General features: G+C 56.9%; 18 protein-coding genes. 5 read left to right on the top strand and 13 right to left on the bottom strand.

Translation table 11 applies throughout. The features are described from left to right. Positions 1-14: 14 nt before the first annotated feature. From RIN49_RS09650 to RIN49_RS09640, 3 genes are all read right to left on the bottom strand, one after another. Positions 15-878: a carbohydrate ABC transporter permease gene (locus RIN49_RS09650; RefSeq protein ID WP_309119963.1), complete on the bottom strand. Its 864-nt coding sequence runs from the start codon at positions 876-878 to the stop codon at positions 15-17. Continuing rightward, positions 872-1,822, bottom strand: a complete 951-nt coding sequence (locus RIN49_RS09645) for an ABC transporter permease (protein ID WP_375295232.1) — start codon at positions 1,820-1,822, stop codon at positions 872-874. Before RIN49_RS09645 ends, RIN49_RS09650 begins: the two co-directional genes overlap by 7 nt. 109 nt (positions 1,823-1,931) lie before the next feature. Next, the gene (locus RIN49_RS09640; protein WP_309119961.1) at positions 1,932-3,323 is read right to left on the bottom strand and encodes an extracellular solute-binding protein; all 1,392 of its coding nucleotides are present in this window, start codon (positions 3,321-3,323) and stop codon (positions 1,932-1,934) included. 573 nt (positions 3,324-3,896) lie between these two features. Between RIN49_RS09640 and RIN49_RS09635 the strand changes: the two genes are divergently transcribed. From RIN49_RS09635 to RIN49_RS09620, 4 genes are all read left to right on the top strand, one after another. After that, on the top strand, positions 3,897-10,220 hold the full coding sequence (locus tag RIN49_RS09635; RefSeq protein WP_309119960.1) for a polysaccharide lyase family 8 super-sandwich domain-containing protein: 6,324 nt from the start codon (positions 3,897-3,899) through the stop codon (positions 10,218-10,220). 119 nt (positions 10,221-10,339) lie between these two features. Continuing rightward, complete coding sequence (locus RIN49_RS09630; protein WP_309119959.1) at positions 10,340-11,347, top strand: zinc-dependent alcohol dehydrogenase; 1,008 nt, start codon at positions 10,340-10,342, stop codon at positions 11,345-11,347. A 161-nt stretch (positions 11,348-11,508) separates the two neighbouring features. Beyond that, entirely contained in the window at positions 11,509-12,843 is a 1,335-nt protein-coding gene (locus RIN49_RS09625; RefSeq protein ID WP_309120062.1) for an extracellular solute-binding protein, read from the top strand. Between the two features lie 5 nt (positions 12,844-12,848). Next, positions 12,849-14,129 carry an AGE family epimerase/isomerase gene (locus tag RIN49_RS09620; protein WP_309119958.1) on the top strand — a complete coding sequence of 427 codons (1,281 nt, stop codon included), beginning with the start codon at positions 12,849-12,851 and terminating at the stop codon, positions 14,127-14,129. A gap of 165 nt (positions 14,130-14,294) precedes the next feature. Here RIN49_RS09620 and RIN49_RS09615 read toward each other — a convergent pair whose 3' ends face one another. The 6 genes from RIN49_RS09615 to RIN49_RS09590 all read right to left on the bottom strand — a co-directional run bounded on the left by RIN49_RS09615 (position 14,295) and on the right by RIN49_RS09590 (position 20,316). Continuing rightward, complete coding sequence (locus tag RIN49_RS09615; RefSeq protein ID WP_309119957.1) at positions 14,295-15,017, bottom strand: nucleoside phosphorylase; 723 nt, start codon at positions 15,015-15,017, stop codon at positions 14,295-14,297. A 3-nt stretch (positions 15,018-15,020) separates the two neighbouring features. After that, positions 15,021-15,692 carry a sulfite oxidase-like oxidoreductase gene (locus RIN49_RS09610; protein WP_309119956.1) on the bottom strand — a complete coding sequence of 224 codons (672 nt, stop codon included), beginning with the start codon at positions 15,690-15,692 and terminating at the stop codon, positions 15,021-15,023. A gap of 15 nt (positions 15,693-15,707) precedes the next feature. Then, positions 15,708-16,625: an ABC transporter permease gene (locus tag RIN49_RS09605; protein WP_309119955.1), complete on the bottom strand. Its 918-nt coding sequence runs from the start codon at positions 16,623-16,625 to the stop codon at positions 15,708-15,710. Then, positions 16,609-17,679: an ABC transporter permease gene (locus RIN49_RS09600; protein WP_309119954.1), complete on the bottom strand. Its 1,071-nt coding sequence runs from the start codon at positions 17,677-17,679 to the stop codon at positions 16,609-16,611. The genes RIN49_RS09605 and RIN49_RS09600 overlap by 17 nt, the downstream gene beginning before the upstream one ends. Next, complete coding sequence (locus tag RIN49_RS09595; protein WP_309119953.1) at positions 17,666-19,177, bottom strand: ABC transporter ATP-binding protein; 1,512 nt, start codon at positions 19,175-19,177, stop codon at positions 17,666-17,668. Before RIN49_RS09595 ends, RIN49_RS09600 begins: the two co-directional genes overlap by 14 nt. Before the next feature lie 98 nt (positions 19,178-19,275). After that, on the bottom strand, positions 19,276-20,316 hold the full coding sequence (locus RIN49_RS09590; protein WP_309119952.1) for a BMP family lipoprotein: 1,041 nt from the start codon (positions 20,314-20,316) through the stop codon (positions 19,276-19,278). A gap of 442 nt (positions 20,317-20,758) precedes the next feature. Here RIN49_RS09590 and RIN49_RS09585 point away from each other — a divergent pair, with 442 nt between their 5' ends. Next, complete coding sequence (locus RIN49_RS09585; RefSeq protein ID WP_309119951.1) at positions 20,759-21,097, top strand: hypothetical protein; 339 nt, start codon at positions 20,759-20,761, stop codon at positions 21,095-21,097. A gap of 78 nt (positions 21,098-21,175) precedes the next feature. Here the strand turns inward: RIN49_RS09585 and RIN49_RS09580 are convergent, their stop codons facing one another. The 4 genes from RIN49_RS09580 to RIN49_RS09565 form a co-directional block, all read right to left on the bottom strand. Beyond that, positions 21,176-22,450: an alpha-L-fucosidase gene (locus RIN49_RS09580; protein WP_309119950.1), complete on the bottom strand. Its 1,275-nt coding sequence runs from the start codon at positions 22,448-22,450 to the stop codon at positions 21,176-21,178. An 83-nt stretch (positions 22,451-22,533) separates the two neighbouring features. Continuing rightward, positions 22,534-24,261, bottom strand: coding sequence for an ABC transporter substrate-binding protein (locus RIN49_RS09575; RefSeq protein WP_309119949.1), 1,728 nt, complete (start codon positions 24,259-24,261; stop codon positions 22,534-22,536). A 78-nt stretch (positions 24,262-24,339) separates the two neighbouring features. Further along, positions 24,340-25,239, bottom strand: a complete 900-nt coding sequence (locus RIN49_RS09570) for a carbohydrate ABC transporter permease (RefSeq protein ID WP_309119948.1) — start codon at positions 25,237-25,239, stop codon at positions 24,340-24,342. Between the two features lie 19 nt (positions 25,240-25,258). After that, positions 25,259-26,164 (bottom strand): ABC transporter permease, encoded by a 906-nt coding sequence (locus tag RIN49_RS09565; RefSeq protein ID WP_309119947.1) that lies wholly within the window; start codon positions 26,162-26,164, stop codon positions 25,259-25,261. Between the last annotated feature and the right edge of the window lie 10 nt (positions 26,165-26,174).

Here is a 26,174-nt window from a genome sequence, read left to right as displayed (position 1 = left end):
ACCTCCTTAGAGAATTACCCTTTTTCGGAACCGAGCATAACGCCTTTGGCGAAATACTTTTGCGCGAACGGATAAATCATAAGAACCGGAATCATGGAAATGAAGATCGTGGCATTCTTAAGGGATTCCGGGGTGAGCGCCTTCGTTCCTTCCACCTGGGTTTCCTCCGCGTAGGCAAAAATAAGCATCTCTCTCAGGACGACCTGCAGCGGATATTTTTCCGTATCGTTCAAATAAATCATCGGAATGAAGTAGCTGTTCCAATGGCCCATAAAGTAAAACAATCCGATGGATGCAAGAGCCGGCTTGGAAAGCGGAATAATGATACTCCGCAGAATGCGGAATTCCGACGCGCCGTCGATCACGGCCGATTCCCGCAACGATTCCGACATGTTTTCATAGAAGCTCTTAAGGATAAGGAGTTCCAGCGTCCAGATGGCGTTCGGCAGGACGATCGCCCAGATGGAGTTGATCAGCCCGAGCTTCTGCACGATAATATACGTCGGAATCATCCCGCCGTTCAGAAACATGGTCAGAACGATGGCGATGACCCAAAATTTTCGACCGAATAAATGAGTACGGGATAACGGGTATGCAGCTATCGCGGTCATTAATAGATTAATGAATGTCCCAAGCGCCGTATAGAGAATCGTGTTCAAATACGCGCGAGGAATACGGTCTTCCGAGAAAATGTGCCGGTAAGCATCCAAGCTGAACCCGACCGGCCATAAAACCACTTTCCCTTGCGCGACGGCGGTCGTATCGCTGAACGAGATGGAAATGATGTAAATGACGGGGTAAATCGTTAAGACAGCGACGCAGGTAAGGATGATCGTGTTCAAGACGGTAAACAGGGTGATTCTCTTCTCTCCTACCATAGGCTCTTACCCCCAAATCTTCTGCTCAGCAGATTGGCTCCAAGCAGCATGATCAATGCGATCAACGCTTCGAAAATGCCCACGGCGGCCGCATAGCTGTAATCTCGCTCTAAAAGCCCTTTCCGGTAGACATAGGTAGAAAACACGTCCGCCACTTCATAAGTCATTGGATTGTACAATAATAGAACCTTCTCGTAACCGATCCGGAACATCGATCCCGCTTTCAAAATGAACATAATGAGAATCGTCGGGAGGATCGAAGGGATCGTAATGAACCGCATCGTATGCCACCGCTTCGCGCCGTCCACCTTCGCCGCTTCGTAGAGGGTGGGGTCGATTCCGGCGATGGCCGCCAGGTATATAATGGCTTCATAGCCCATGGAAGCCCAGATGTCCGATGAAATAAAGATCGTTCGGAACCATTCCGGAGCGATCATAAAGTAGATCTTTTCAAACCCGAGGAACGAGATGAACTGATTGATCAGCCCTCGACTGGGGGACAGAAAATCGATCACCATACTGCAGATAATTACGATCGACAAGAAGGCGGGAAGATAACTGAACGTCTGAATCGATTTTTTGAAACGCTGGCTTCTTACTTCATTCAGAAGAATCGCGAAGATGATCGGGAACGGAAAACTCCATAATAAATTGTAAAGGCCAAGCAGCAAGGTGTTTTTAAAAAGAAGCCAGAAATCAAAGCTATTGAAAAATTTTTGAAAGTGCTCTAATCCTACCCATTCGCTGCCTAATATGCCGTCGTATACGCTGAAATCCTTAAATGCGATAATCAAACCATAGATCGGCCCGTATCGAAAAATGGCGAAAAATGCGATGCAGGGGAGCAGTAAGAGCAAGAATTGGCGATCTCGTTTGATATGCTGCAGCATGGAGATCCACTTCGACGTTCGGCCCCGCTTCGGATTCAGCATAGCAGTGTTCATCTCCGGATTTGTCAACGCCGCGATTCCTCCTTGAACGAATGAGGCAGTACACCGGATTCGAGTTCATCGCTTCCGGATGTACTGCCGTTTGTATTTGATTTAGCAGCCTTTATTCAGCGTCGAATCGGGCTTGCGCAGCATTGTACGCGCCGACGAAGTCGTCTTCGCCCAGCTGTTTCGCTTGCTGGAGCCATGCATCCCACTCGGCTTGACCGTAAGAATCCGTAAGCACGTACTTCGCGCTGAATTCTTCGCCCGCCTTCTGCAGCGTCGCGGCGAGGTCGGCGATCGTCGAAGTTTCCTCATCCGTAAATTTCAATACGGGGTCCAGCGGAAGCTTCATGTCCTTCATCATGTCTTGCGCTTCTTGTTCCTTCTCCGTGTAGTTATAGTACACGCTTCGACGGTCGGTACGCGTATAGAACCCTTGTACCCACATGCCGTATTTATCTTCCAACACTTTGATCTCGATCAAATCGAGATCCTTCAGCTCCGGATATACGACTTTGCCTTCGGCGTCGAGCTCGTAATTTTCGCCTTGCTGGCCCACCGTCATCAGTTCGGCGCCGGACGGGCTGGTCAAGTAATCCATGAGTTTCATCGAAACTTCCGTGTTTTCGTTCTTCGCGATCGCGTGGCCGTAGGTGGAGATCATCGGCAGACTGCGAATTTTGAATACCGGTCCGATCGGGTTGCCGTACCGCAGGTCGTACTCCGGATTCGTCTCTTTGGCTTGGTTGTAGAACATATCCAAGCGGCCGATCCAGTCGAACGTGACGAACGATTGATCCGTCGTCATCTTCGCCGTCCAGTTGGCCGAGGTGTCGGTCACGAATTCCGGATCGAGCAGTCCTTCCTGGCGAAGCTTCTTCATAAAGTCGAGCATCTCTTTATATTCCGGCTTCGTGAACGCCAGTTCCCAGTTCTTCGTATCTTCGTTAAAGTTGTGCGGATACCCCGCGATGTTCCAACCGTATCCCCAATCCCGGAAAATCCAAGCTTGCGTCTTCGACGCGTAAGGGATCGAATCCGGATAAAGCTCTTTCAATTTCTTCAAGGCTTGGTAGAATTCTTCGGTATTCGTCCATAACGGGATGTTATGTTTGTCGAAAATATCTTTGCGGTACAGGAATCCGTGGTTCACCTCGCGGTTCAATCCGTAGATCGGCCACGTGTAGATGTTGCCGCTGTCGTCCGAATATGACTTCATGACCCAGTTGTTTTCCTGGTTGTCCACGTACATCGCTTTAAAGTTAGGCAGCTGATCGAGGTAATCGTTGATCGGAGCGAAGGCGCCCTTGCCGCCCAACTCGTTAATTTCCGCGAGGCTAGGCCCGTGAATGATGTCCGGAAGGTTTCCGGAGGCCATGATTACTTTGAGCTTTTCCGCATAAGTCGCAGTAGAGTAAAACTCGAGATCCACTTTGACGCCGGTTCTTTCTTCCAATTCTTTGACGACCCACTTGTCCTTCAGATTGGAAGCATCGCTGACGACAAGCATTTTGATGGTGGTCGGTTTGTCTACGAGCGGAAGCTTGAGGCCGCCCGTATCGCCGTATTGGGCGGAAAGATCTTCTTCCGGGGGTTTTTCGGTTTCCTGAGCCGGAGGGGCTTCGTTTTCGGAAGTCGCAGGCGGGGTTTCGTTCCCGCTGTTGGAGCCGTTTCCGCCGCTACATGCCGCAAGCGATGTAGTGACAAGTACAGAAGCTAGAAGTGTTGCTAGAACCTTTCTTGACATACGTTCTCCTCCCTTTTTTGGACAAAAGTAATACTCTGAGAGCAATGGACCATCTATGTGGCGGTGCACTCCCATCCCCAAAAAGACAAATCGGCGAAACGAATGGATGACGAACAATGTTAACTTTATGAAGTAGATATGTAACACAGTTTGTAATTCGAATGGATTGACACCGCTTACCAACTAAAAATAAAATGGTATTGTCAATTAGATAATATGCAGAGTCTTTTCGTATGTCAAGACAAAAAAAGGAGGGCAGCGGGTAAATTTATAGATGCCACTGTGTTTTCGAAGGACCGTACAAGCAAACCACCGAAGGAAGAGGAGGAAATGAAGTTGGCGAAATGGCTCGGAAAACTCAAGTCGTTCGTTTGTTTTCTAGTTTTTATTAGCCTCGCGCTCTCGTCTTTGCCGCCGGCATTGTCCAATCCGTTAGAAGAGCAAGACGAATTCGATCGGCTTCGAATGAAGTGGCGGTATTCCCTTACGGGTGAAGATCGGTATGAGCTGCCTGTGACCGACCCCGATCTCGCGGCCCGGATCGACGGAATCGCAAGCGGCGGCCAGTCGGCCTGGAGCACCATGAACAAGGAAGCGGACCGGACCTATTTATGGGCCGATGCCGTTCCGTCCCGTTTTCCGGATTCCTCTCATATCTATGAAAATATCAAACGGTTGTACCGGATGGCGTTGGCTTACACTACGAAAGGATCGGCGCTGGAAGGCAACCCCGAGCTGTTGAAGGACACGATCCAGGGCTTGGATTGGGTATACGAGAATCAATACAATGAACGGTTGGATTGGAAGGTCAACTACCATCATTGGGAGATTAATATTCCGACCACGCTATCCAACATCACGACGCTTCTCTATGACCGTCTGGGAGAAACGAGAATCTCGAACTATATGAACGCAGTGCACAAGTTCGCGAACGATCCGACCACTTATGCGCTGTCCACCGTTCCGTCCTACGGAGCGAACCGGCTCTCCGAGTCCCTCCCGATCGCGCTTAGAGGCATTCTGGTCAAGGACGGAAGCCGCCTGGCGCTCGTCCGCGATCGCTTAGGGGATTTCGAAGCCTTGATTTACCCATTCGTGAAGGACGGCAACGGCTGGTATCGCGACGGTTCCTTCATCTCTCACGATCGTCATGCCTATAACGGCACCTACGGGTTGGAGCAGTACAGCATACTCATATCGCTTATGTATTTGCTGGACGGCTCCTCGTGGAAGATTACGGATCCGCGCGTGGACAATGTATACCGGTGGACGAACGACGGGTACCTTCCGCTGGTGCACCAAGGGCGCATGATGGATATGGTGAACGGAAGATCGATCGCAAGGCCGGGCTCCAGCGACCATGTTCAAGGCAACAAATTGATCGATGCCTTGCTGATCTTAAGCGAATTCGCGGATCCGCAAAATGCGCTCCTTTATAAACAGGTCGTCAAGGAATGGGTACAGGGGAAGACGGGTACCGGCTACGATTACCGCAAGAGCGCCTCGATCCCCATGCTGCTCCGAGCGAACGCCATTCTGAAGGATGAGACGGTTACCGGGGCTCCCCCGCTCTCCTATTTGCAGTATTCAGGGATGGATCGAGCGGTTCAACAGCGGCCGACCTACGCTTTCGGATTAAGCATGTTCTCGAACCGGGTGTATGATTTCGAAACGGTGAACGGCGAAAATCTGAAAGGCTGGTACACTTCCTCGGGAATGACGTACGTCTACGATCGGGATATCTCGCAGTATAACGAAAATTATTGGACGACCGTCAATATGAAGCGTCTGCCGGGAACGACGGTGGATGCGGAATACGACCGACCGGAAGCCGACAGCAATAAGCTGAGCGCGAAAAGCTGGGTAGGCGGGGTGGAAATCTCCGATCGATTCGGCGCTTCGGGCATGGAGCTCGAGGGGTATCGTACGAGCTTGAATGCGAAAAAATCTTGGTTCGCCTTCGACGACGAAATCGTCGCCTTAGGCTCCGACATCAACAGTTCGGACGACCGGACGATCGAGACGATCATCGATAACCGCAGATTGCAGGTCGAAGGGGAACACCGGCTCACCGTAAACGGCGAAATCCGGCCGACGTCCGACGGGTGGGGCGCGGAGCTTGCCGGCGTACGAGACATTCATCTCGAAGGACGGACGGAAGGCTCCGATATCGGGTACGTGTTCCCGGACGGCGGCGCGACGGTCCATGCGCTTCAGGAGATAAGAAGCGGAACATGGAGCGACGTATCCAGGCTGGCAACGGATCCCACGGTATATACAAACCGCTTCTTGAATCTATGGTTCGATCACGGCAAGAGCCCGGCAGGCGCTAAGTATTCCTACATCTTGCTGCCGGACCGATCGGCGGAAGAGGTTTCTCGATACTCCGCGCAGCCCGACGTGACGATCCTCGAACAGAACGAATACGTTCATGCCGTGAGAGACAACGACTTGAACGTGACTGCGGCTTTATTCTGGAGCGATGTAAAGCGTACGGTAGATCAACTGATCACAACGGACAAAAAGGCGGCGGTGGCGGTTCGCGAAACGAACGGCGAGCTGGAGCTGGCGATTTCCGATCCGACGCATGAAAACCGCGGGATGATCGAGGTGGAAATCCATAGAAGCGCCGCCGGCGTGATTGAATCGGATTCTTCGATTAAAGTGTTGCGGCTCGAGCCGACGATCCGGTTGGCGGTGCAGACGAACGGCAGCCTGGGCCGGACGCAGCGCATTGTCTTCGATCTGGTAAACGAAGGGAAGCCATCCGCTCTGACTCTGTCGCCGGTCGCGGACGCTTCCGTTCACAGCGGCGACGCGGCGACCGAGACGTTCGGCGCCTCTTCGACCATGTCGGCTAGAGATGCCGGAGATGCATCGAAAAACCGGAAATCGTACGTAAAGTTCGATTTGGCGTCTGTGGAGACGGTTGATCGCGCCGTACTGCGGGTGAATACCTTCCATCCATCCGGCGCCTTCGCCGTATTGAACGCATTCGGGGCCGGGAACGAGTGGTCCGAGCAGGACATCCGTTGGGACAACGCGCCGGCCGCCGAAACCGGAGCGCTCGATTGGACGATCGTGAACGGCATGGAGCAATATTATGAAATGGACGTCACGGAGTATGTCCGGGGGAAAGCCGCCGACGGCGGAACGGCGACGTTGATCGTGGCGGGAACGGATTATGAAGACGTCAATCTTGCGCTGCACAGTAAGGAGCATTCTTACCGCGGTCCGCAGCTTGTGATCGAAGGAACGTTCGCACCGGGGACGCCGGTCTCGGTTCCCGACTCGCCTTCTTACGGGAACGTAACGACGGTTGCGGCCGATGAAAGCTTTGACGCCGATGCGCCCGGCAGTATGCCGGAAGGGTGGACCGTCCAGCCGCTCGGCGGGCAGGCCGCCGTATATGAGCAGCCCGGCTCGATGCATGACCGGGAGCTGCTGCTGGCTTCCGGCTCCGAAGGATTGACCGCCTCTTACCCGTTCGAGCCGCAGCAAGGTCTCGTTCTTGCCGAATTCCGGGTGAAGGCGCAATCCTCCGCAGTCCCGTTCGAGATCGCCCTTGTGGAATCCGCCGGCGAAGAAGCGGCGGTCAAGATCGCGCTCAACGGGAAAGGACGGATCACCGCATCGGACGGAAGCTCCGTCTCTTATCTTCAATCGTATGCCGCGAACGTCTGGTACAAGATCAAGCTCGTATTGGATACGCAGACGGACACGTACGATATTTACATCGACGAGGCGAGGAAGGGAGCCCGATTGGAATTGACGCGGCCCTCGGAAGCCGTGAGCGCGATCCGATTCGCGGCCGCGCCGACCGGTCGCTTCTACGTTGACGATGTGACGACGGGAATCGCGGACGCCATGGAGCCCGCGCCGACGGAACAGGACATCCTGAACCGCGACACCGCCGACGCCGTACTGCCGCAGTACACCGTCAACGATCATTTCAACGTTTCCGGTACGGACTCGCTTGTCGGGTGGGCGTTCAATCAAACGGGCGGCACGGTGCGTCTGACCGACCAGCCGAACGGGGATAACAAAAGCCTAAGCATCGTCAAGTCGGGGACCGGGCAGACGGCGGCCACGAAGTCCTTCGGTGCGTTAGGCGGTCCAACCGCTATAGAATATTGGCTGAGGCCGGAGCAGACCGACCAAACGTTCGGCGCGCCGTATGTCAGGGACGCGGGCAACCGGGACATCGCCATCGTTCTATTCAGCAATAACGGCAACATCACTGCATTTCACGGATCGTCCGGCGTTAGCCTGATGCCTTATCAAGCCGGCGAATGGTACCATATGCGGCTTGAGATCGACCCAAGCGGGAAGAAGTACGACCTTTATATCAACGGCAAGCTGGCGGCGGACGACTTCGCGTACCGGAACGCCTCCGCTTCAGGGGTGAGCAGGCTGCTCTTCTTCAGCAACGCAACGTCCGGCGCGCTGCAAATCGATAACGTCCGGGTCATCTCCGAGGAAGACGAGTTGGCGTCGCCGGCTCCCGGAACGACTCCTTCCCTCGCGCTTCAAGCGCCGGAGGAGGCGCGTCCGAAGGAAGCGGTTCAAGTCCGGCTGGAACTGCAAAGCATGGGATACGAGGTCCGGCCGGAGCGCATCGTCGTCACCTACGATGAAGGCGTCCTGTCTTTCGAAGGTGTGGAAGGCGGAGCGCCGGAAGCTTCCTACGTCGTCGCCGCCGGGAATCCCGGCCGGCTCGCGCTGACTTGGGCGGAAGGCGTACGCATTACGGATAGCGCGGATCTCCCCCGCCTGAATTTCAGGGTGAAGGATCAGCCGGATGCGGAGAGTGCGAAGATCGAATTGTTTACGGCCGAGTTGTACTTGCTGCCGGACGGGGTATCGGTGAGGACGCTCCAGGATGAGGCGGTTTTGGCCATTCATGCCGACGTCACCTCGTTTTACACGGTAAATGACGATTTTAACGGATCGGAATTGCCTACAGGGTGGCTGTATAACGAATCGGGCGGGATCGTTCGTCTGTCCGACGTACCGAGCGGCGCGAACCGCAGCTTGAGCATCGTCAACGCTCGATCCGGCCAAACGGCGGCGACCCGGGAGTTCGATTCGCTCGCCGGGGAAGTGACGGTGGAGTATTGGGTGAAGCCGGAGCAGCGAAACCAGACGTTCGGCGCGCCGTATGCGAAGGACGCCGCAGGGCGCGATAATGCCGTGATTCTGTTTCTTAACAACGGCACGATTCAGGCGTTTAACGGGAGCGCGCCTTCCGCGACGGTCCTGATGTCGTACCAAGCCAACGAGTGGTACCATATGAGGTTGGTCCTCGATACCGATTCGAAAACATACGATTTGTTTATTAACGGGATGCCGGCCGCCGATGACTTCGCTTTCCGGAACGCAAGCAGCACGGGAATCGGCAGGCTGCAGTTCTTTAGCAATGCGACGGCGGGAACGATGCATCTCGATAATGTTCGCGTGATCTCGGAAGCGGACCTGTCGGCAGGCCCGAACCCTGCGGACATTCCCGCGCTGACGCTGCAGGCGCCGGAGGAAGCGCCGATCGGCGAGACGTTCCGGGTGCAGTTGAATGTAGCGAACAGAGGCTTCGAGGTTCGACCGGAGCGAGCGATCGTCGCTTATGATCCGGGGGTGTTTACCTATGAAGGCCTTGACGAGACGGTTACATCTTCGGTCTACGACATCAATGACAGTATCCCAGGGTACATTGCTTTCACTTGGCTCGACGAGGCTGCGTTCGCCGCGAACGAGCCGCTGACGCGATTGAACTTCAAGGTGAACGAAGGAACGACGGCGGAGACGGGAAGCATCCGGCTGTTTGCTTCCGAGCTGCATCTGCTTGCCGAAGGCGCTTCCATCCGTACGGCTGAGGATGACGTCGCCATTACCGTCTTGAGAGATACGATCGCGCCGGTGTCCTCCGCTGCGCTCGCTCCCGAAACTCCGAACGGAGGCGAAGGGTGGTATACCGTTCCGGTAAGCGTCCGTCTTGAAGCGATCGACGACCTGCTGGGGGTCGACCGGATCGAAATGCGGTTGAACGACAGCGTTACATGGGATGTCTACCATACCGATTCGGTCTCGCTGCTCTTCGACCAAGACGGCGAATACGTAATGGCCTTCCGAGCCGCGGACAAAGCGGGGAATGCGGAGGAGGAGCGCTCGGTCGCATGGAAGCTGGACCGTACGGCGCCCGAAGTCAGCCTCAACGTCGCTCCGAATGCGGTCTACTCCGATGCGGGCGACCTTGCGATGCAAGTCGCCGTAACGGATCGAGCATCCGGCGTGGATGCCGGGCAAACCGTAATCCTGCTGGATGGCCGACCGGTGGAGCCGGATGCGGCGATCCCGCTGTACCGTCTTCCGCTCGGGGCGCATACGCTAACCGTCAGCGCTAGCGATCGCGCCGGGAATACGCATAACAGCGCCGTGCCCTTCTATACGCAGACGAGCGTACGGGCGTTGAAAGAGCTCGTCGAGCTCTTTACTGCAACCGGGGCCATCGACAATGAAGGCATCGCCGTCGGTCTGCTTCGGAAGCTGGAGGCGGAAACCTTGCAATCGTTCGTGAATGAAGTGAACGCGTTGAAAGGAAAGCACATCGCAAGCGAGGAAGCGGATATTCTCGTCCGCGACGGAACTTTTCTTTTGAATCAATAATGCATTAGAGTTAGGCTTATATTGTGTTGACAGCACTTGAAATATGTAAATATAATAGCATATGTAAATTAGATGTCATGTACAATTCATGTTGGATCGGATCGGAGGAGTTTTTATTGATGCGGAGCGTCGTAAGTCATGAGCAACAGGTCAAGGTGATTGAGAAGGAACGCCCTGTCATTCAGCCTAACTACGTCTTAATGCAAACCCGGTACTCCATGGTCAGCCCGGGAACCGAATTGACCTCGATCCGAAGAAGCGGATCGGCTCCTTCTTCCCTCGGGTACAGTGCGGCAGGGATTGCGGTGGAGGTCGGAGAACAGGTCGACCATATTCGAATCGGACAGCCGGTTGCATGTTACGGCGCCCCTTACGTGAATCACTCCGAATATTTGTTGGTTCCTAAGCACCTGATTACCCCCGTGCCGGACCACGTCGATCTCAAAGAAGCGGCATCGGCCGGGCTTGGCGCCATCGCCATTCATGCATTGCGGCAGTCCGGGTTAGTCTTCGGCGAGATCGCAGTCGTGATCGGACTCGGAATCATCGGTCAGCTTCTTGCCCGCATCGCGCATGCGGCCGCTATAAAAGTGATTGCTCTCGACCTGATCGAAGAACGCAGAGCTGCGCTTCGCGAGGTGCCAGGGATCGCCGTGTGCTCCTCCAATGCCGAATTGGAGGATGCCGTGGCCCGGGTGACGGGCAACATCGGTGCGGACGCCGTATTTCATTGCGCGGCGGGCCGGCAGAAAGAGCTCCTTGACGGCAGCTTCGACTGGATTCGTGATAGAGGCAAGATCGTGATCGTCGGCGACATGGTCATGGAATTTACCCGGTCGCAGATGTTCAAGAAGGAAGCCGACGTCATCATCTCCCGAGCAGGGGGTCCGGGGCGGTATGACGCCGCATATGAGAAGGAATGCCGCGATTACCCGATCGGCTATGTTCGATGGACGGAAGGAAGAAATATGCAGGAATACATCCGCCTCTTATCCGATCGGCTGATTTGCGTAAGCTCATTAATTACGAGGCAGTCTTCCCTGTTTGATGTAGCGGAAATGTACCGCGATTTCGTAGATAGACCGCAGCAAATTTTAGGGGGCGTCATCTCCTACGACGGACCGTAAACACCTCCTCCTTGGCAGAGGCGTCTTCCGTTCGGCGCCTCTTTCCTGTTTATTGAAAATGAGATCAGGATTGTGTACGATGCTAATTGAACATAGGAATGGAGGCAAGCTAGGTGTCCGATAAGCAAAGCCGGAAAACGTTTCGCCATCGACTGGAAGAAATGATCAGCAGAATACGTGAACAGATTATGTCTGGCCATTACGCCGTTGGCGATTACTTGCCTTCCGAATTGGACCTTAGCACAGCCTTCCAGCTGAGCAACAATTCCGTCCGCAAAGGATTGGACGTATTGGTCGCCGAAGGTCTCGTCGAGAAAATTCCGAGAGTCGGCAATCGGGTGAAAGCTCCCGACGAAGATGCGCAGACCGTGATTCGGTTCGGGTATCATCCGATCTTGGATTCTCAGACGGAGCTGCCTGCTTTGTTGGCCGAGTTTCAAAGAAAACATCCGCATATTCGGGTTCAAACCGTACAAATCAACAACTCCCCAGGATATGTCCGGAATTTTTTGGAGAACGAACTGATCGACGTCTTTACAGTGAATTATTACTTGTTTCAGGATCTCGTAGAGGGAAAAGCGCTAGATTTGCTAGAACCTCAGGAACCGTTCGAGGAGATGTATCCTTTTCTGCGGAGAGGGTTCGTTCAAGATGGAGTGATGTACGCGCAGCCGTTCGTTTTTTCGCCTGTCGTCATCGGTTACAATCGCGAGCATTTCTCGCGGCGGCAAGTACCGGAACCGGACAGCAGCTGGACTTGGGATGATTTGCTTCATTATTCGTCTAAGCTCGCCATTAAGAATGAACAGTTCGGGTTCTACTTCCACCTGGTGAATCAGAATCGTTGGGCCATCTTCTTGCTTCAAAGCGGGGCCGCCTTCGAAAAGGACGAGCAAGGACGTTATCGGGTGCAAGGAACCAAGCTGCTGGACGGAATCGAGAAGGTTAGGGAGATCCTCTATACTCCCGAGGTGTATCCGCTCATGCTTTCCGCAAGCAACGCGGATGCCGAGCGGCTGTTTCGAGACGAACAGGTTTCCGTCATATTAACGACCTATTTCGCTTTGAATCAATTGAAGGACGTAAAATTCGAATTCGACGTTGCGCCGATTCCTTACTTGCATAATAATAGTACTCTTCTCGTAACGATCGGCTTGTCCGTTCACAAACAGTCGAAAGTCAAATCGGCGGCCAAACAGCTCGTCGAGTTTCTCGTCTCCGAAGAGGCCCAGACGGTCATTCGAAGAAACACGTACACGATCCCCGCGCACAAGCAGCTGGCCCAACGGCTGGAGGAGATGGAGCTGAACCGGCCATCCCGGTATCAGATGTATAAAGAAATCATTCCAAGCTTTCGATTATTTACGGAGACGAATCTCACGTTAAAGCAGTTGGACGATGTACTCTCCGAGTGTAAGTTGTATTGGTCCGGATTGCGGAGCAAGGAATCGTTGGCCAAGAATCTTGAACTGGTGCTAAACCGCGAAGCGGAGTGAACGGGATGGACGGCTTCAACGCAGAATGGCTCAACGCTGAATTGACATTTTATAAGCGCCATCTTGAATCTCAAATCCTCCCGTTCTGGAATCAGGCGATCGACAGCGAATTCGGAGGCGTATTTACGTGTTTTACCAATTCCGGCGAACGGCGGATCAGCACCGATAAGTTTACTTGGTCTCAGGGGAGATTTCTGTGGTTATGGTCCAGATTGGCCTCATGCTGTTCGCGGGGACTTGTCGGAGGGGACGCCGAGGGGTATAGGGCAATCGCCGCGAAGACGTTTCGCTTCATCGACCGCCATGCGTTCTTGCCGGACGGGAGCTGCAGCTTTCTGCTGACGCGGGAAGGGAAGCACAAGGAAGCTATTCCGGGCTTAGGCTATGATGTAAGCTTCTACGCGGATTGCTTCGTCATATTGGGGTATACGGAATATGCTCGAGTGACGCGGGATACAGGCGTTTTAGAAAAAGCGTTCTCTCTCTATCGTCATGTCGAAGGAAGATTGCAGTCGGGGAGCGTCCGAAGCGAACCGTATCCGATCCCGCCGGGATACGGCGCGCACGGCTTCTCCATGATCATGCTGAACGTCAGCCATGAGCTGGCGGATGCGCTGGAGGAACTGGGCGACGCCAGACATACGACCGTCCGCGGCCGAAGCCTACAGTTCATGGTCGACATCATGGAACGGTTCTGCGGCGCGAACGATCTCGTCATGGAGCTGATCCCGAGCGGCGACAAGGTTTCGTCGGCATCCGATTCGCTGCTTGCAAGGCACGTCAACCCAGGCCATACCCTGGAGTGTATGTGGTTCGTCCTGACGGCGGCGAGGAAGCTGCAACGGGAAGATATCGTCGCCCGAGCGATGGTCGTAACGGCGAAAGCGATGGAGATCGGCTGGGACCGGGAGTACGGCGGTTTGTTCCGATATGTCGATCGCGAGGGCGGGGCGCCTAAGGGCCGGTTGACGGACGGGGACCGGCGGTTCGAACGGCTGGTCGCCGATACCTGGGATATGAAGCTGTGGTGGCCGCATTCGGAGGCGCTGTACACGACATTGCTATGCCATCTCGTTACAGGCGCCTCTGTATTCTATGACCTGTACTCCCGATTGAAGGAATATACGTTCCGAACGTTTCCTCACCCTAATCCTTCGATCGGCGAGTGGGTGCAAATTCGCGACCGGAAGGGCAACCCTGTCGACGCCGTAGTCGCTCTTCCCGTGAAGGACCCGTATCACATTATGCGGAATTTATTATTGCTCATCGAAGTGCTAGAAAAGTAAGGAAGAATTCAGGCGTCGTTTCGCGCAAGAGGGAGAAGCTTCCGTTCAAGTCCATGCAACCCGGCGTCAGGAAAGCCTCCTGTCTATTCCGGTCATCAAGCGCATATACCGCGTTTGACCCCGAATAAGCAGGAGGTTTTCCCGTTCGCGCCACGAAAACGCGGATTACAGCCTCGTCATTGCCCGCAGCGCGGCGTTGATCTCCGCTTCGACCGCCTCGCCGACGATGTCGCGGTGCGGGTTGTAGCCCTCGTCGACCGCCGTCGAGTCGCCGTCCAGCGCCAGGATGGCGCCCGCGCGCATCCCGCGCAGCATCGCCACGACGTATAGCGCGGCGACCTCCATCTCCACCGCGAGCACGCCCGCGCGGCGGTACGTCTCATGCGGAAGCTCGACGACGCCGCTGAAGAACGCGTCCATCGTCAGCGTGACGCCCTTCCCGATCGAGCCGGGCGCGCCGGATTCCAGCGCCGCTTGATACAGCGCTTCGGTTACGGCGCTGTCCGCCACCGCCGGGAACGCGATCGGCACGAGCTGCTTCGTCAGCCCCTCTTCCCGAACCGCGGCCGTACTAATAATCAGGCTTCCCGTCTTATGCTCCGGCGACAGCGAGCCGGCCGTGCCGACGCGGATGACCGTCCGGACGCCGGCCTTCGCCAGCTCCTCGAAGCAGACGGCCGCGCCGGGGGAGCCGACGCCGTGGCTGACGACGGCCAGCCGAACCCCTTCGTACGTTCCTACGAACGTACGGTACTCTCTCGCATGCGCCAGCTCGACCGCATCGGCCAGCTTCGCGGCGATCGCCGCCGCCCGGAACGGGTCGCCGCATACGATCGCGCGATCCGGCATATCGGCCGGGTCGACGCGCAAAATCGGCAGTAATGTCATGTTCTAATCGAACTCCTTCCGTACCCACTCGTCTTCGGGAATCGGCAGCGCCTCGCCGGAAAACCGCTCCTCCCGGAACGGATCCGCGACGTTATGGAAGCCGTTCCGTTCCCAGAACCCCGGGCGATCCTCGCTCATCAATTCGATGCCGCGAATCCACTTCGCGCTCTTCCAGAAATACAGGTGCGGCACGACCGTCCGCAGCGGAAATCCGTGTTTGTCCGTCAGCGGCTTGCCGTCGTACTTGAACGCCAGCAGCACGTCGTCCCCCATCAGGTCCTCCAACGGCACGTTGGTCTCGTAGTCCTGATCTGCATGGAACATGACATACCGAGCCTCCGGCTTCACATCCACCAACGCTAAGAAATCTCGAAAACGAACCCCCTCCCAAGCCGTATCGAACTTGGACCACCGCGTCACGCAGTGAATGTCGCATACGACGCGAGTTTGGGGCAGCGCCTGCAGCTCCTCCAGCGTGAAGGACCGCTCGGCGCCGACGAGACCGAATACGTCTAGGCGCCATGCGCTCAAGTCGTATTCCGGAATCTCGCCCTCGTGCAGAATGGGGAAACGTTCGGTCAACATCTGACCGGGCGGCAGCCGATGCTTTAGTTCGTCGCTGACGGCGACTTGCGGAATTTTCGACTTTTTCAACTTCTCCGCCTTGTCGTGCATAGCCATCTTCCTCTCTTACTGTCCGCCGATCCGTCCGGATTGACGCAGGTATGCTTTGTCCTTAAACAAGAACATGACGATAATCGTCATGACGTACGGGAGCATCATCGTGAAATGGGTCGGCAGCGCCAGCCCCTGCAGCCGAATGCTGATCGCGTCCGTGAAGCCGAACAGCAGGCTCGAGGCGGCGACGCCGAGCGGATTGTTCTGCCCGAGCATCGCGGCGACGAGGGCGATGAAGCCGCGGCCGGACGTCATGTTTTCCGCGAACAACGTCACTTGCCCCAAGGACAGCTGGGCGCCGGCCAAGGCGCACAGGACGCCGCTCGCCAGCACCGCGCCGTACTGGTACCGCTTGACGCGAAGGCCGAGGCTGCCGGCCGCGGACGGGTTCTCGCCGACGGCGGTCAGCCGGAAGCCCAGCACCGTGCGGTACACGACGTATTGCAGCGCGATCGCGAGCAGGAAGGCGAGGTACACGAGCGGCGAATGCCCGGAGAGCAAGTCGCCGAGTACCGGAATGTCCTTGACGACCGGGATATGCCATACCGGCAATCCCTTCATGTTCGGGTCGTAATATTGGCCCTTGTTGCCGAAGATGACGAACAACGCGAACGCCGTCAGCCCGAGCGCTAAGAAGTTAATCGCGATCCCGACGATGATCGCGTTCGCCTGCAGATGGACGCTTAAATACGCGAACAGCAGCGCGACGACGCCGACGCATAGACAGGAGAACAGCACCGCAACAAGCACGTTGCCGAACAAGTAGTTGCCCAGGATCGCGCAGAAGGCGCCGATCAGCATCATGCCCTCCAGCGCGACGTTGAACAGTCCGACGCGGGCGCAGAGCGCGCCGCCGAGCGCCGCCAGCAGGAGCGGCGCGACGATGCGGAGCGTCGAGCTGAGCAGATTGATGTCAAACAGCGTTTCCATCGGCGTCCCTCGCTTTCCTGCGTCGGATGAATGTGAACGTAATTTTCGCCGAGACGAACAGAATCAATGCGGCCTGAATGATGTTGGAAATTTCCAACGGAATCTCCGTGTTGCGCTCGACGCCCATGCCGCCGGTTTGCAGCGCGGCGAGCAGCACGGCCGTGATCGCGGTTCCGACCGGATTCGAGCCGGCGATGAGCGCGGCCATAATGCCGGACCAGGCGAAGCCCGGCGAGCTTAACATGTTGTCGATGTATCGATACTGCGTGCCCAACACCTCGAACGTGCCCGCGAGACCGGCGAACGCGCCGCTCGTAATCATGCTCAACAGCATGACCCTGCCGCGGCGAACCCCGCCGTAGGCGGCGAAGAGCGGATTGCTGCCGAGCATGCGAATTTCGTAGCCCTTAACCGTGTAGCGCAGAAACAACGCGAGCGCGATTGCGGCCGCGAGCGCGACGGCGAATCCGACGTGCAGCGTCGAACCGGGGAGGAGCTTCGGAAGCCAGACGTCGCTGGCGATCATCGCCGTCTGGGCCCCGCCCGAGCCGCCCTTCTCCTTGAACGGGAACGACACCATAAAGCCGGCGAACAGCACGGCGATATAGTTGAACAGCAGCGTCGTGATGAGCAGATTCATCCGGAACCGCGTATCCAGCCAGCCGGCGAACGCCGACCACAAGCCGCCGACGAGCATGCCGGACAACAGCGCGAGCAGCAGCTTCAGCGCGGCAGGTCCGGGAACATGCAGCGCCACGAGCGCCGCGGACAGCGCGCCGAGAATCATCTGCCCTTCGGCGCCGAGGTTGAACACGCCGGCGCGGAAGGCGAGCGAGACGCCGAGGCCGATCAAGATGATCGGCGTCGCCCGGGCCAGCGTGCTGGCGGCGAAGAACGAATTGCCGAACGCGCCCTTCCACATCTCCGCATACGTCTCGGTAACGGAGCCGCCGATCGCGGCGATCAGCACGGCGCCGACGAGGAGACCGAGTACGATGGCCGTCAACGGCTGCAGCAGCGCTTGAAGAAATAAGGTTCTCTTAAGACGGCTCATGACGCGTAACTCCTCCCGACATCAGCATGCTGATCCGCTCTTCCGTCGCTTCGTCCGCCGTCAATTCGCCGGCGATCTTGCCCTCGTACATGACGAGGATGCGATCCGACAGCTGAAGGATTTCCGTCAGCTCGGACGAGACGAGCAGCACGGCGCCGCCCTCGTTCCGCCGCTGGAGCAGCGCTTCGTGGATCGCTTCCATCGCGCCGATGTCGACGCCGCGCGTCGGCTCCGCCGCGATCAGGAACGGCGTGCCGTGCGCCATCTCGCGGGCGACGATCAGCTTCTGCATATTGCCGCCCGACAAATGCTTCGCCTTCGTCTCGAGCGAGCCGGCTTTGATCTGGAAGGAAGCGATGAATCGTTCCACCGTTTCCCGGATTTTCCCTTCCCGGAGAACCCCTCTGCCGCTGTGCGAACGCGCATGTCCCATAATGCCGTTGTCCGCGACGCTCTCTTCCTTGGCGGAGCCCCACATGTACCGATCCTCCGGAATGTGGGCGAATCCGGCCTTCCGGACGTCGAGCGGCGTCGCGTTCGTGACGTCGTTCCCCTGAATGGAGATGCTCCCGTCATCGACGCGGCGAAGTCCGGATATGGCTTGCAGCAGCTCGGATTGGCCGTTCCCCGAGATGCCGGCGACGCCGACGATCTCCCCGGCTCTGACGCGGAAGTCGACCCGGTCCAGCAGCGGCTTGGCGCCCTTCTCTCCGCGCACGGTGACGTTCCGAACGTCCAGGATGTCCCGGCCCGGTTCGATGTCCATCTTCGTCCTCCGCTTCAGCTCCCGGCCGACCATCAGCCGGGACAGCTGCTCGACGTCGGTCTCGCCGGCGTTCATCGCGCCCGTCACCCGGCCGTCGCGGAGCACCGTGATCCGGTCGGCCGCTTCCATGACCTCCTGCAGCTTGTGGCTGATCAAGATAAAACTGATCCCTTGCTTCGCAAGGTCCCGGATCGCTTTCAGCAGCCATTCCACCTCGAGCGGCGTCAAAGCGCCGGTCGGCTCGTCCAAAATGACGATCTTCGCCCCTTGCCCCAGCACTTTCAAAATTTCCACGCGCTGCTGAATGCCTACCGGACAATCCGAAATTTTCTGCCACGGGTCTACCGGCATGCCGTATTGTTCCGATAACCGCTTGACGCGTTCGGCGGCCGCCTTCCGATCGAAGGCGAGGCCGGCTGTCGGTTCGCGTCCGATAACGATGTTCTCGGCGACGGTGAACGCCGGAAACAACATGAAATGCTGGTGGACCATGCCGATCCCCGCGTCGATCGCGTCCGACGGGGAGGCGAATGTCTTCTCCTGTCCGTTCAGGACGATACGGCCCGAAGTCGGCTGCTCTTCCCCGTACAGCATCTTCATCAGCGTCGACTTTCCGGCCCCGTTCTCGCCGACGAGCGCATGCACTTCGCCCTCGCCCAACGAGAAGTTCACATCGTCGTTCGCGGTCAGGGCTCCGTAGCGTTTCGTAATGTTTTCCATCTGCAGCAGCATTGCTCCGCCTCCTCTCTATTTCCTCGCCCCTGCCTTACGGAAGGCGGAAACAAGAGAAACCGGCTGCGGGAAGGCAACCGGTTTTTCGTTCTTTTCGCTTATTGTGCCAACGGGTTAACCACTTCGATCGCGCCCGATACGATGTCGTCGCGAATTTTCTTCAGCTTGTCCACGTTGTCTTGACCGATGAAGTCGCTCAGCGGGGATGTCGATTCCGCCGTAACGAACGTCAGGCCGACGCCGTTCTCCTTAAGACCGTAGCTGACCGGACCGTACGTGAAATTGCCTTCCGCGAAGTCCTTCGCCGTCTCGTAGGCGACCGTGTCCGTCTCTTTCAATTGGGAGAGGACGACGTGCTCCGGATCTTCCACCGTGCGGTCCGTATCTTGGCCCGCCGTGTAGAAGCCCTTCTCCTTCGCCGCTTCGAAGACGCCGTTGTCGCCGACCGCCGCCATGCCCGCTACGAAGTCCGCGCCTTGCGACTGCTGCAGCAGCGCGAGTTCCTTCGCCTTCGCCGGGTCCGTAAAGCCGCCGACGTAGTTGACCAAGAACTTCGCGTCCGGGTTCACCGACTTGAGGCCTTGCTCGAAGCCCTTCGTATACTTCGACAGCAGCGGCACGTCCATCGCTACGACGGCGCCGACCGTGTTCGTCTTCGTCGAGAGGCCTGCGGCCGCGCCCATCAAGTACGCCGCCTCGTGCTCACGGAACTCGATGCTGCGTACGTTCGGCGCGTCGACGACGACGTCGATGATCGCGAACGCTTGGTCCGGATTCTCGGCCGCGACCTTCGTCAATGCGTCGGCGGCGCTGAACGCGGCCGTGATGATGAGGTCGTAGTCTTCCGCTACGGCTGCGCGAAGGTTTTGCTCGACCTGCGTCGGATCCGCGGACTCGATCACCTTCGTCTCCAGGTTAAACTCTTGACCCGCTTTCTCTAACCCTTCTTGCATCTGGGTAAAAAATTGGTTGACGCCGATCTTCTCCGGCGTAACCAGGACAACGCGCTGCTTCTCGCCGGAAGCCGCTTCGCCGGCTGCCGCGCCTTCGTTCCCGGCGTTGTCCTGCGCGCCGCCGCAAGCGGCGAGCAAGCCGGTCATCAGCAGAGAAACGACCGCAAGGATGGTCCATTTTTTCAATTCCGTTTCGCCCCTGTCGAATAATAGTGTGACAATACTCACAATTCTAGTTCCGGTTGCGCTTTCATGTCAATTGATTTCTACGTATTTTCGACATGTTTCGCATCGGTCCGCGAATGTGCCTTCATCCCCAAGTTTCTCCAAACCTCGGGCAAGGAAACCCTCTGTCTCGCCGCACGGAGCGGAGGCGCGAACTCAGCGGCGGATGGAACTTCCTTTCCCTTGTTTTCGTCTATCTCAGTAGAGATTGTTCGTAGGGGGAGGCGTTGTGGTGGCGGGAATGAATCTTTACTTTCGGGATAACTTTTTCAGTGCGGGCATGACGGAAATTGTGAACGAACGGGAACAGCGCGTCGGACATGTAGATTTGAAGAGCGCCTTCGGCTCTTCGATTGAAGTATATGGACAGGACGGCCGGCTGGCGTGTCATGGGAGTTTTTCGATGTTGTCGAACAAATGGCAGGTAACCGATGCCCGCGGAGGACAGTTAGGCGTACTGAAGAGCAGACTTACGTTATTTTCGAAGAAATACACCTATGACACGGACGGTCGGGGCAGCTATGAGATTGTGTCGCCGGCATTCTCGAGGGAGTACGACATTTCCGACGGATCCGGCGCGGTCGCCCGCTTCGAGCAGGTGAACGGTTGGTTTTCCTCGGGGGCGTTTCTACTGAACAACCGATGCGAGGACTTGGACTCCTACGAACTCGTGGCGGTCATTCTGGGCATGCATGCGATTCAGAAGAGGCAGCGATCAGCGGCGAACCATGCTATCACTTAACCGCGTCCGGCGACGAGTCGCCGTCCTTGCCGCCCAAGGTCGCGGTCTATGATCGAGCGGCAAAGACGGCGCATTCCTTTACTTATCCGTTAGGGTATCCCCGTCCCCGGCCGAGAACACCGACAGTTCCCGAATGTTCGGCTCGCCTTCGCTGTCTAGAATCTCCAGCGCTACGCCCCGAACCTTCACGGCCGGAAGGCGGACGATCCGCTTATGACCGATGCAACGTCCTTCGTACATGCGAACCCGCCGCCTCGTCTTCGCGGTTACGACGGTCAAGACGAAGCTTCGCACGCACTCCCCGTCCGTCAAGTCTTCCCCGATGACGATATGATCGATGAGCTGCGGTTCGGGCAGCGTGACCTCCCACTTCCCGTCGCTCCCCGCGAAGTCGGACAGCGTGGCGATCGGGGAGCCGAATCGGCGGCGAATTTCCGCGCCGAACGCAAGGAGTCGGTCGGTATCCGCGGGCGGCAGACGCCCTTCCCGGTCCGGTCCGATATTCAGCAGCAGATTCGCTCCGCGCCCGACCGATAGAGAATAGAGTCCCATCAGCTCTTCCAGGGTCTTGAGCGTATGCAGGTCGTTATCGCTGTAAAACCAATTCGACCGCAGCTGCACGTCGCATTCGGCCGGCAGCCACAGCCGCTCGGCCAACCGATCCGCTTCGTCCGTCAGGATGGAAAATTCGGTGGCGTCCACCGTGTTCCAGCACGGATCCGGCGCGATCCCGTCCTCGTTCCCGACCCAACGGAAGTCGGGATCGCCCATATTGAAGATGAGAATGTTCGGCTGCATTCGGCGGATTTCGCCGATGATGCGCGGCCAGTCGTACTCGTGATCCTCCGAACCGCAGCCGTCGAACCATAATATATCGATATCCCCGTAATTCGTTAGCAGCTCCGTGATCTGATTGACGAAGTAGTCGTCGTACGCCTTGGCGTCCTGCGTATAGAAATCCGCCGAGCCGTCGTAAGGCGAATAGTAGAGTCCGGGCTTCACGCCGTATTTCCGGCAAGCGTCCGTAAATTCACGGATGACGTCCCCCTTGCCGTCCTTCCACGGGGAATGCGCCACGGAGAAAGTCGAGTACCGGGTCGGCCAATTGGAGAAGCCGTCGTGATGCTTGGCGGTAAGCACCGCATAGTTCATGCCGGCTTCCTTCGCCGTGCGAATCCACTGCTCGCAGTCCAGAAGCGCCGGTCGGAACGCGGAGGGCGACATCGGCCGCTTGTCGAAGTCGACATAGCCTTCATAGAAAGTACGCAGTCCGAAATGCAAAAACAATCCGAACTCCCATTGCTGGTACTCCAACTGCCGGGCCGTCGGCTTTACACGAATCGGAACGGTCATAGGTAATCCCCCCTGCTAAGATAAACCCAGCTCGAAGCGAGGGCTGTCCCCCGGCTTCGCGCCGCGGGACAGCCCCGTCGAACTTATTGGTTCGCGTCGATCGCCTTCTGATGAATTTCCAAGTATCGAGCCGCGTTCAGGCCTTCGAACCCTTTGACGTACGCGTCCCATTCCTTCTCGATATCCTTGCTTCCCGTAATGAATTGGGCCATATTCGAACGCACGTAGCTGGCGATGTTCGTCTGGAGCTGCGCCGCTTCGCTCGCGTCCTTCGAATCGATGAATACGCTGCTCGGGTATACTTGAGTAGATTTGTACGGCTCGTATTTCTTCGACTCCAGATACAATCTCAGTTCGTATCCGCCTTCCGCCAGCGGATCCTGCGGCACGGCCCACGAAGCGCGGTACTCCGCGGTTCGGAGGGACGGACCGATCTGCTCCCAGCCGTCGTTGTGCGTCGGAGGCGCCGGTTGATCGCTCGTGATGCGCGCGTACTTCGCCGGCTGCCCGTCAAGACCGAGCTCTCCCGCTTCCGCTTCCCGCCACTTCTCGTCCTTGGGGCCGAATTCCTGCCGCGCTACGGCTTCTTCCGTAAACAGCAGATCGACCAATCGCATCGCGGCCGCCTGCTGCAGCTCCGACGCCTTATTCGTAATCGCGAATTGCGAGTTGCTCACCCCGCCGTAATAGCCGGCTTGCTGCACGCCGTTCGGCCCCTTCAGCGGCGGAACCGTCGCGTATTCCTTGTGGACGGGATGCTTATCGTCCGGGGAGTACGCGTAGCTGATCAACGCCGTCGTAATCGAGCCCAAGACGTTCGGATCGCGGTTCGCCAGCTGGGATACGGCGTCGGCGTTTTGCGTGAACGCCGCCTTGTCGATCAAGCCTTCCGAGAACAGCTTGTTCATATATTCGAGCCCTTGGCGCCATTCGTCCTTGTTCGCCGCCAGCTCCACCTTGCCGTCTTTCACCATCAAATATTTGGTCCCGTCGTTATAGATGAACGGCGCCATGAGATAGCCGTCGATGTTGCCCTCCCACATCGTCTCCAGCGTCGCGCCGGTCAGCGGAATTTCGTCCGCCTGTCCGTTCCCGTTCGGGTCCTTCTCCTTGAACGCCTTAAGCACGGTATACAGCTCATCCGGGGTCGTCGGCATCTGCAAGCCGACCTTCTCGATCCACTTCTCGTTAATCCAGTATTTCTGGGCATAGGTGCAATGGAAGCACTCGTTAATTTGCGGAATCGCGTAAATATTCCCGTCCGGCGCCGTGATCGATTGCTTTAGGTATGGAATGTCCTCCATCGCCTTCTTTACGTTCGGCGCGTACTTCTCGATCAAGTCGTTCAACGGAAGGAATACGCCTTGCTGGCCGTATTTCATCTGCTCTTCCTTCGTCAGATTGCCGTGCAGAATGACCTCCGGGTAGTCGCCACTGGCCATCATGAGCTGCTTCCGCTCGTTCAGCGCGTCGTTCGGCGCCAGTTCGAAGTCAAGGTCGATATTCGTCTTCTCTTCGATCCACTTCGTGTACAGGTTCGTCTCCATATCTTCGATGGACGGATATTGCGGCGCGAATACCTTCAACTTCAGCTTCTCGGCGACGATCGGGTATTGTCCCGGCGGCGAGACGGCCGGCCCCTCGGCAGCGTCCTTGCCTTGTTCGCCGTTCCCGCTCTCCCCGGAATCGCTTACGACGCTCGGCTCGTCCTTCGAGCCGCCGTCCCCGCCCGTCGAGCAAGCGCTCAGCGCCAGCATCGCCGCAAGAATCGGCAACGCCATCGTACGAATCGACCATTTTTTCAGAATCACATAAACCCCTCCCGTTTGATTCGCATCCTTTTCCGTGTTCCGACAATAAGTATTCGTATATCCCGTCCTAGAGGCCGGTCAGCCCTTCAACGAACCGATCATCACCCCTTTGACGAAGTGCTTCTGCACGAACGGATAAATCATTAAAATCGGTAGACTCGCGACGACGATCAACGAATATTTCAGCAAATCCTTGAGCCCCGTCTGCGCGAGCATCTGATCGGCGTTCGACAGCATCGTCGGATCGACCGTATTCAATATCAGGATGTTCCGCAGGACGATCTGAAGCGGGAAGAGCTCCTGGGACTTCAGAAAAATCAATGCGTCGAAGTAGGCGTTCCAGTGCCCGACCGCGTACATCAGCGTCATGACGGCCAGAATCGGCTTGGATAACGGCAGCACGACGCTCGTCATGAATCGGATATCCGAGCATCCGTCGAGGGACGCCGCCTCCCAGATTTCCTCCGGGAGGGAGCTTTGGAAGAACGTCTTCGCGATGATGACCTGAAAGACGGCCAAGGCGCCCGGAACGATTAACGCCCAACGCGAATCGATCATGCCCAAATCTTTGACGAGCAAGTAGAACGGGATGATTCCGCCGTCGAACAGCATCGTGAACACGAGCAGCATCATGATCAAATTCCGCCCGTAGAACGTGCGGCGCGACAGCGGGTACGCGATCAGCACGGTGAGCAGCACGTTCACGAACGTCCCGACGACCGTGTAGTAGACGGAATTCGCGAAGCCGCTCCAGATGCTCTTGCTGTCGAACACCGCTTTATACCCCTCAAGCGAAAACTCGACGGGGAAGATCCACACCATCCCGGATACGACCGCTTGCGGCGAGCTGAAGGACGAGCTGACGATATGCAGCAGCGGAAGCAGCACGGCGAGCAGCACGAAGACAAGAAATGTGTAGACTCCTAGTAAAAACAACCGGTCGCCGGCCGATTCCCGGATTCCTCTTACGGACAGCATGTTTTTCGCTCCTTCCCCGCTACCATAGACTGCTTCCCGACAATCGCTTGGCTAATGCGTTTACAAGAAGCAGCAAGACGAGATTGATGACCGAGTTGAACAATCCGACGGCGGCGGAGAAGCTGAAGTCCGCGCCGATGAGCCCGACCTTGTACACGTAAGTGGAGATGACCTCCGAGGTGCTTAAGTTTAACGGATTTTGCATCAAATAAATTTTCTCGAAGCCGAGCTTCATGACGTTGCCGACGTTCAGGACGAGCAGCACGACCGTGACCGGAACGATCGACGGAAGGTCGACGTTCACGATTTTCTGAATGCGCGACGCTCCGTCCACCCTAGCCGCCTCATACAACTCCGGGTTCACCCCGCTGAGGGCGGCCAAGTAGATGATCGCTCCGTACCCCGTATGCTGCCAGACGTCCGACCACACGTAGATCGACTTGAAGAAAGCGGGAATGCCCATGAAGTTGACGGTTTCCCAGCCGAACGCAGCATACAGCTTACTGACCACCCCGACATTCGGCGACAAGTTTACGATCAGGATCGAAACCATAATGACCGTCGAGATAAAGTACGGGGCGTACGTGACCATTTGCACAGACTTCTTAAACAATCCGTTGCGAATTTCGTTGAGGGCCAGCGCGAGCAGGATCGGCGCCGGGAAGCCGACGGCGATGCCGTACAGGCTGATGCCGAGCGTATTTTTGATCAGCAGCCAGAAGTTCGGATTCTGCACGAAGCTTCGGAAATGCTCCAGCCCGACCCACTCGCTTCCCCAGATCCCTTGGATCACATTAAATTCCTTGAACGCGATTTGGACGCCGATCATCGGGTAGTACTTGAATAGCAAGATGTAGATCATCGACGGCAAGACGACCAAGTACAGCTGCCAATGCTTCTTTATTTTTTTCGCCGCAACAGACAATCTCGTTCCT

It is taken from the genome of Paenibacillus sp. (genome assembly GCF_031177825.1).
In the GTDB taxonomy this organism is placed as follows: Bacteria; Bacillota; Bacilli; order Paenibacillales; family YIM-B00363; genus Paenibacillus_AE.
The sequence above is the reverse complement of the archived record's forward strand: the minus strand, read 5'-3'. Positions and strand labels throughout refer to the sequence as shown.

What these genes read in the sequence shown, in the direction of transcription:
- RIN49_RS09650 (WP_309119963.1), bottom strand. Translation starts at nt 878, where the DNA reads ATGGTAGGAGAGAAGAGAATCACCCTGTTTACCGTCTTGAACACGATC.
- RIN49_RS09645 (WP_375295232.1), bottom strand. Translation starts at nt 1,822, where the DNA reads ATGAACACTGCTATGCTGAATCCGAAGCGGGGCCGAACGTCGAAGTGG.
- RIN49_RS09640 (WP_309119961.1), bottom strand. Translation starts at nt 3,323, where the DNA reads ATGCTTGTCGTCAGCGATGCTTCCAATCTGAAGGACAAGTGGGTCGTC.
- RIN49_RS09630 (WP_309119959.1), top strand. Translation starts at nt 10,340, where the DNA reads ATGCGGAGCGTCGTAAGTCATGAGCAACAGGTCAAGGTGATTGAGAAG.
- RIN49_RS09625 (WP_309120062.1), top strand. Translation starts at nt 11,509, where the DNA reads ATGATCAGCAGAATACGTGAACAGATTATGTCTGGCCATTACGCCGTT.
- RIN49_RS09620 (WP_309119958.1), top strand. Translation starts at nt 12,849, where the DNA reads ATGGACGGCTTCAACGCAGAATGGCTCAACGCTGAATTGACATTTTAT.
- RIN49_RS09615 (WP_309119957.1), bottom strand. Translation starts at nt 15,017, where the DNA reads ATGACATTACTGCCGATTTTGCGCGTCGACCCGGCCGATATGCCGGAT.
- RIN49_RS09610 (WP_309119956.1), bottom strand. Translation starts at nt 15,692, where the DNA reads ATGCACGACAAGGCGGAGAAGTTGAAAAAGTCGAAAATTCCGCAAGTC.
- RIN49_RS09605 (WP_309119955.1), bottom strand. Translation starts at nt 16,625, where the DNA reads ATGGAAACGCTGTTTGACATCAATCTGCTCAGCTCGACGCTCCGCATC.
- RIN49_RS09600 (WP_309119954.1), bottom strand. Translation starts at nt 17,679, where the DNA reads ATGAGCCGTCTTAAGAGAACCTTATTTCTTCAAGCGCTGCTGCAGCCG.
- RIN49_RS09595 (WP_309119953.1), bottom strand. Translation starts at nt 19,177, where the DNA reads ATGCTGCTGCAGATGGAAAACATTACGAAACGCTACGGAGCCCTGACC.
- RIN49_RS09585 (WP_309119951.1), top strand. Translation starts at nt 20,759, where the DNA reads ATGTTGTCGAACAAATGGCAGGTAACCGATGCCCGCGGAGGACAGTTA.
- RIN49_RS09580 (WP_309119950.1), bottom strand. Translation starts at nt 22,450, where the DNA reads ATGACCGTTCCGATTCGTGTAAAGCCGACGGCCCGGCAGTTGGAGTAC.
- RIN49_RS09570 (WP_309119948.1), bottom strand. Translation starts at nt 25,239, where the DNA reads ATGCTGTCCGTAAGAGGAATCCGGGAATCGGCCGGCGACCGGTTGTTT.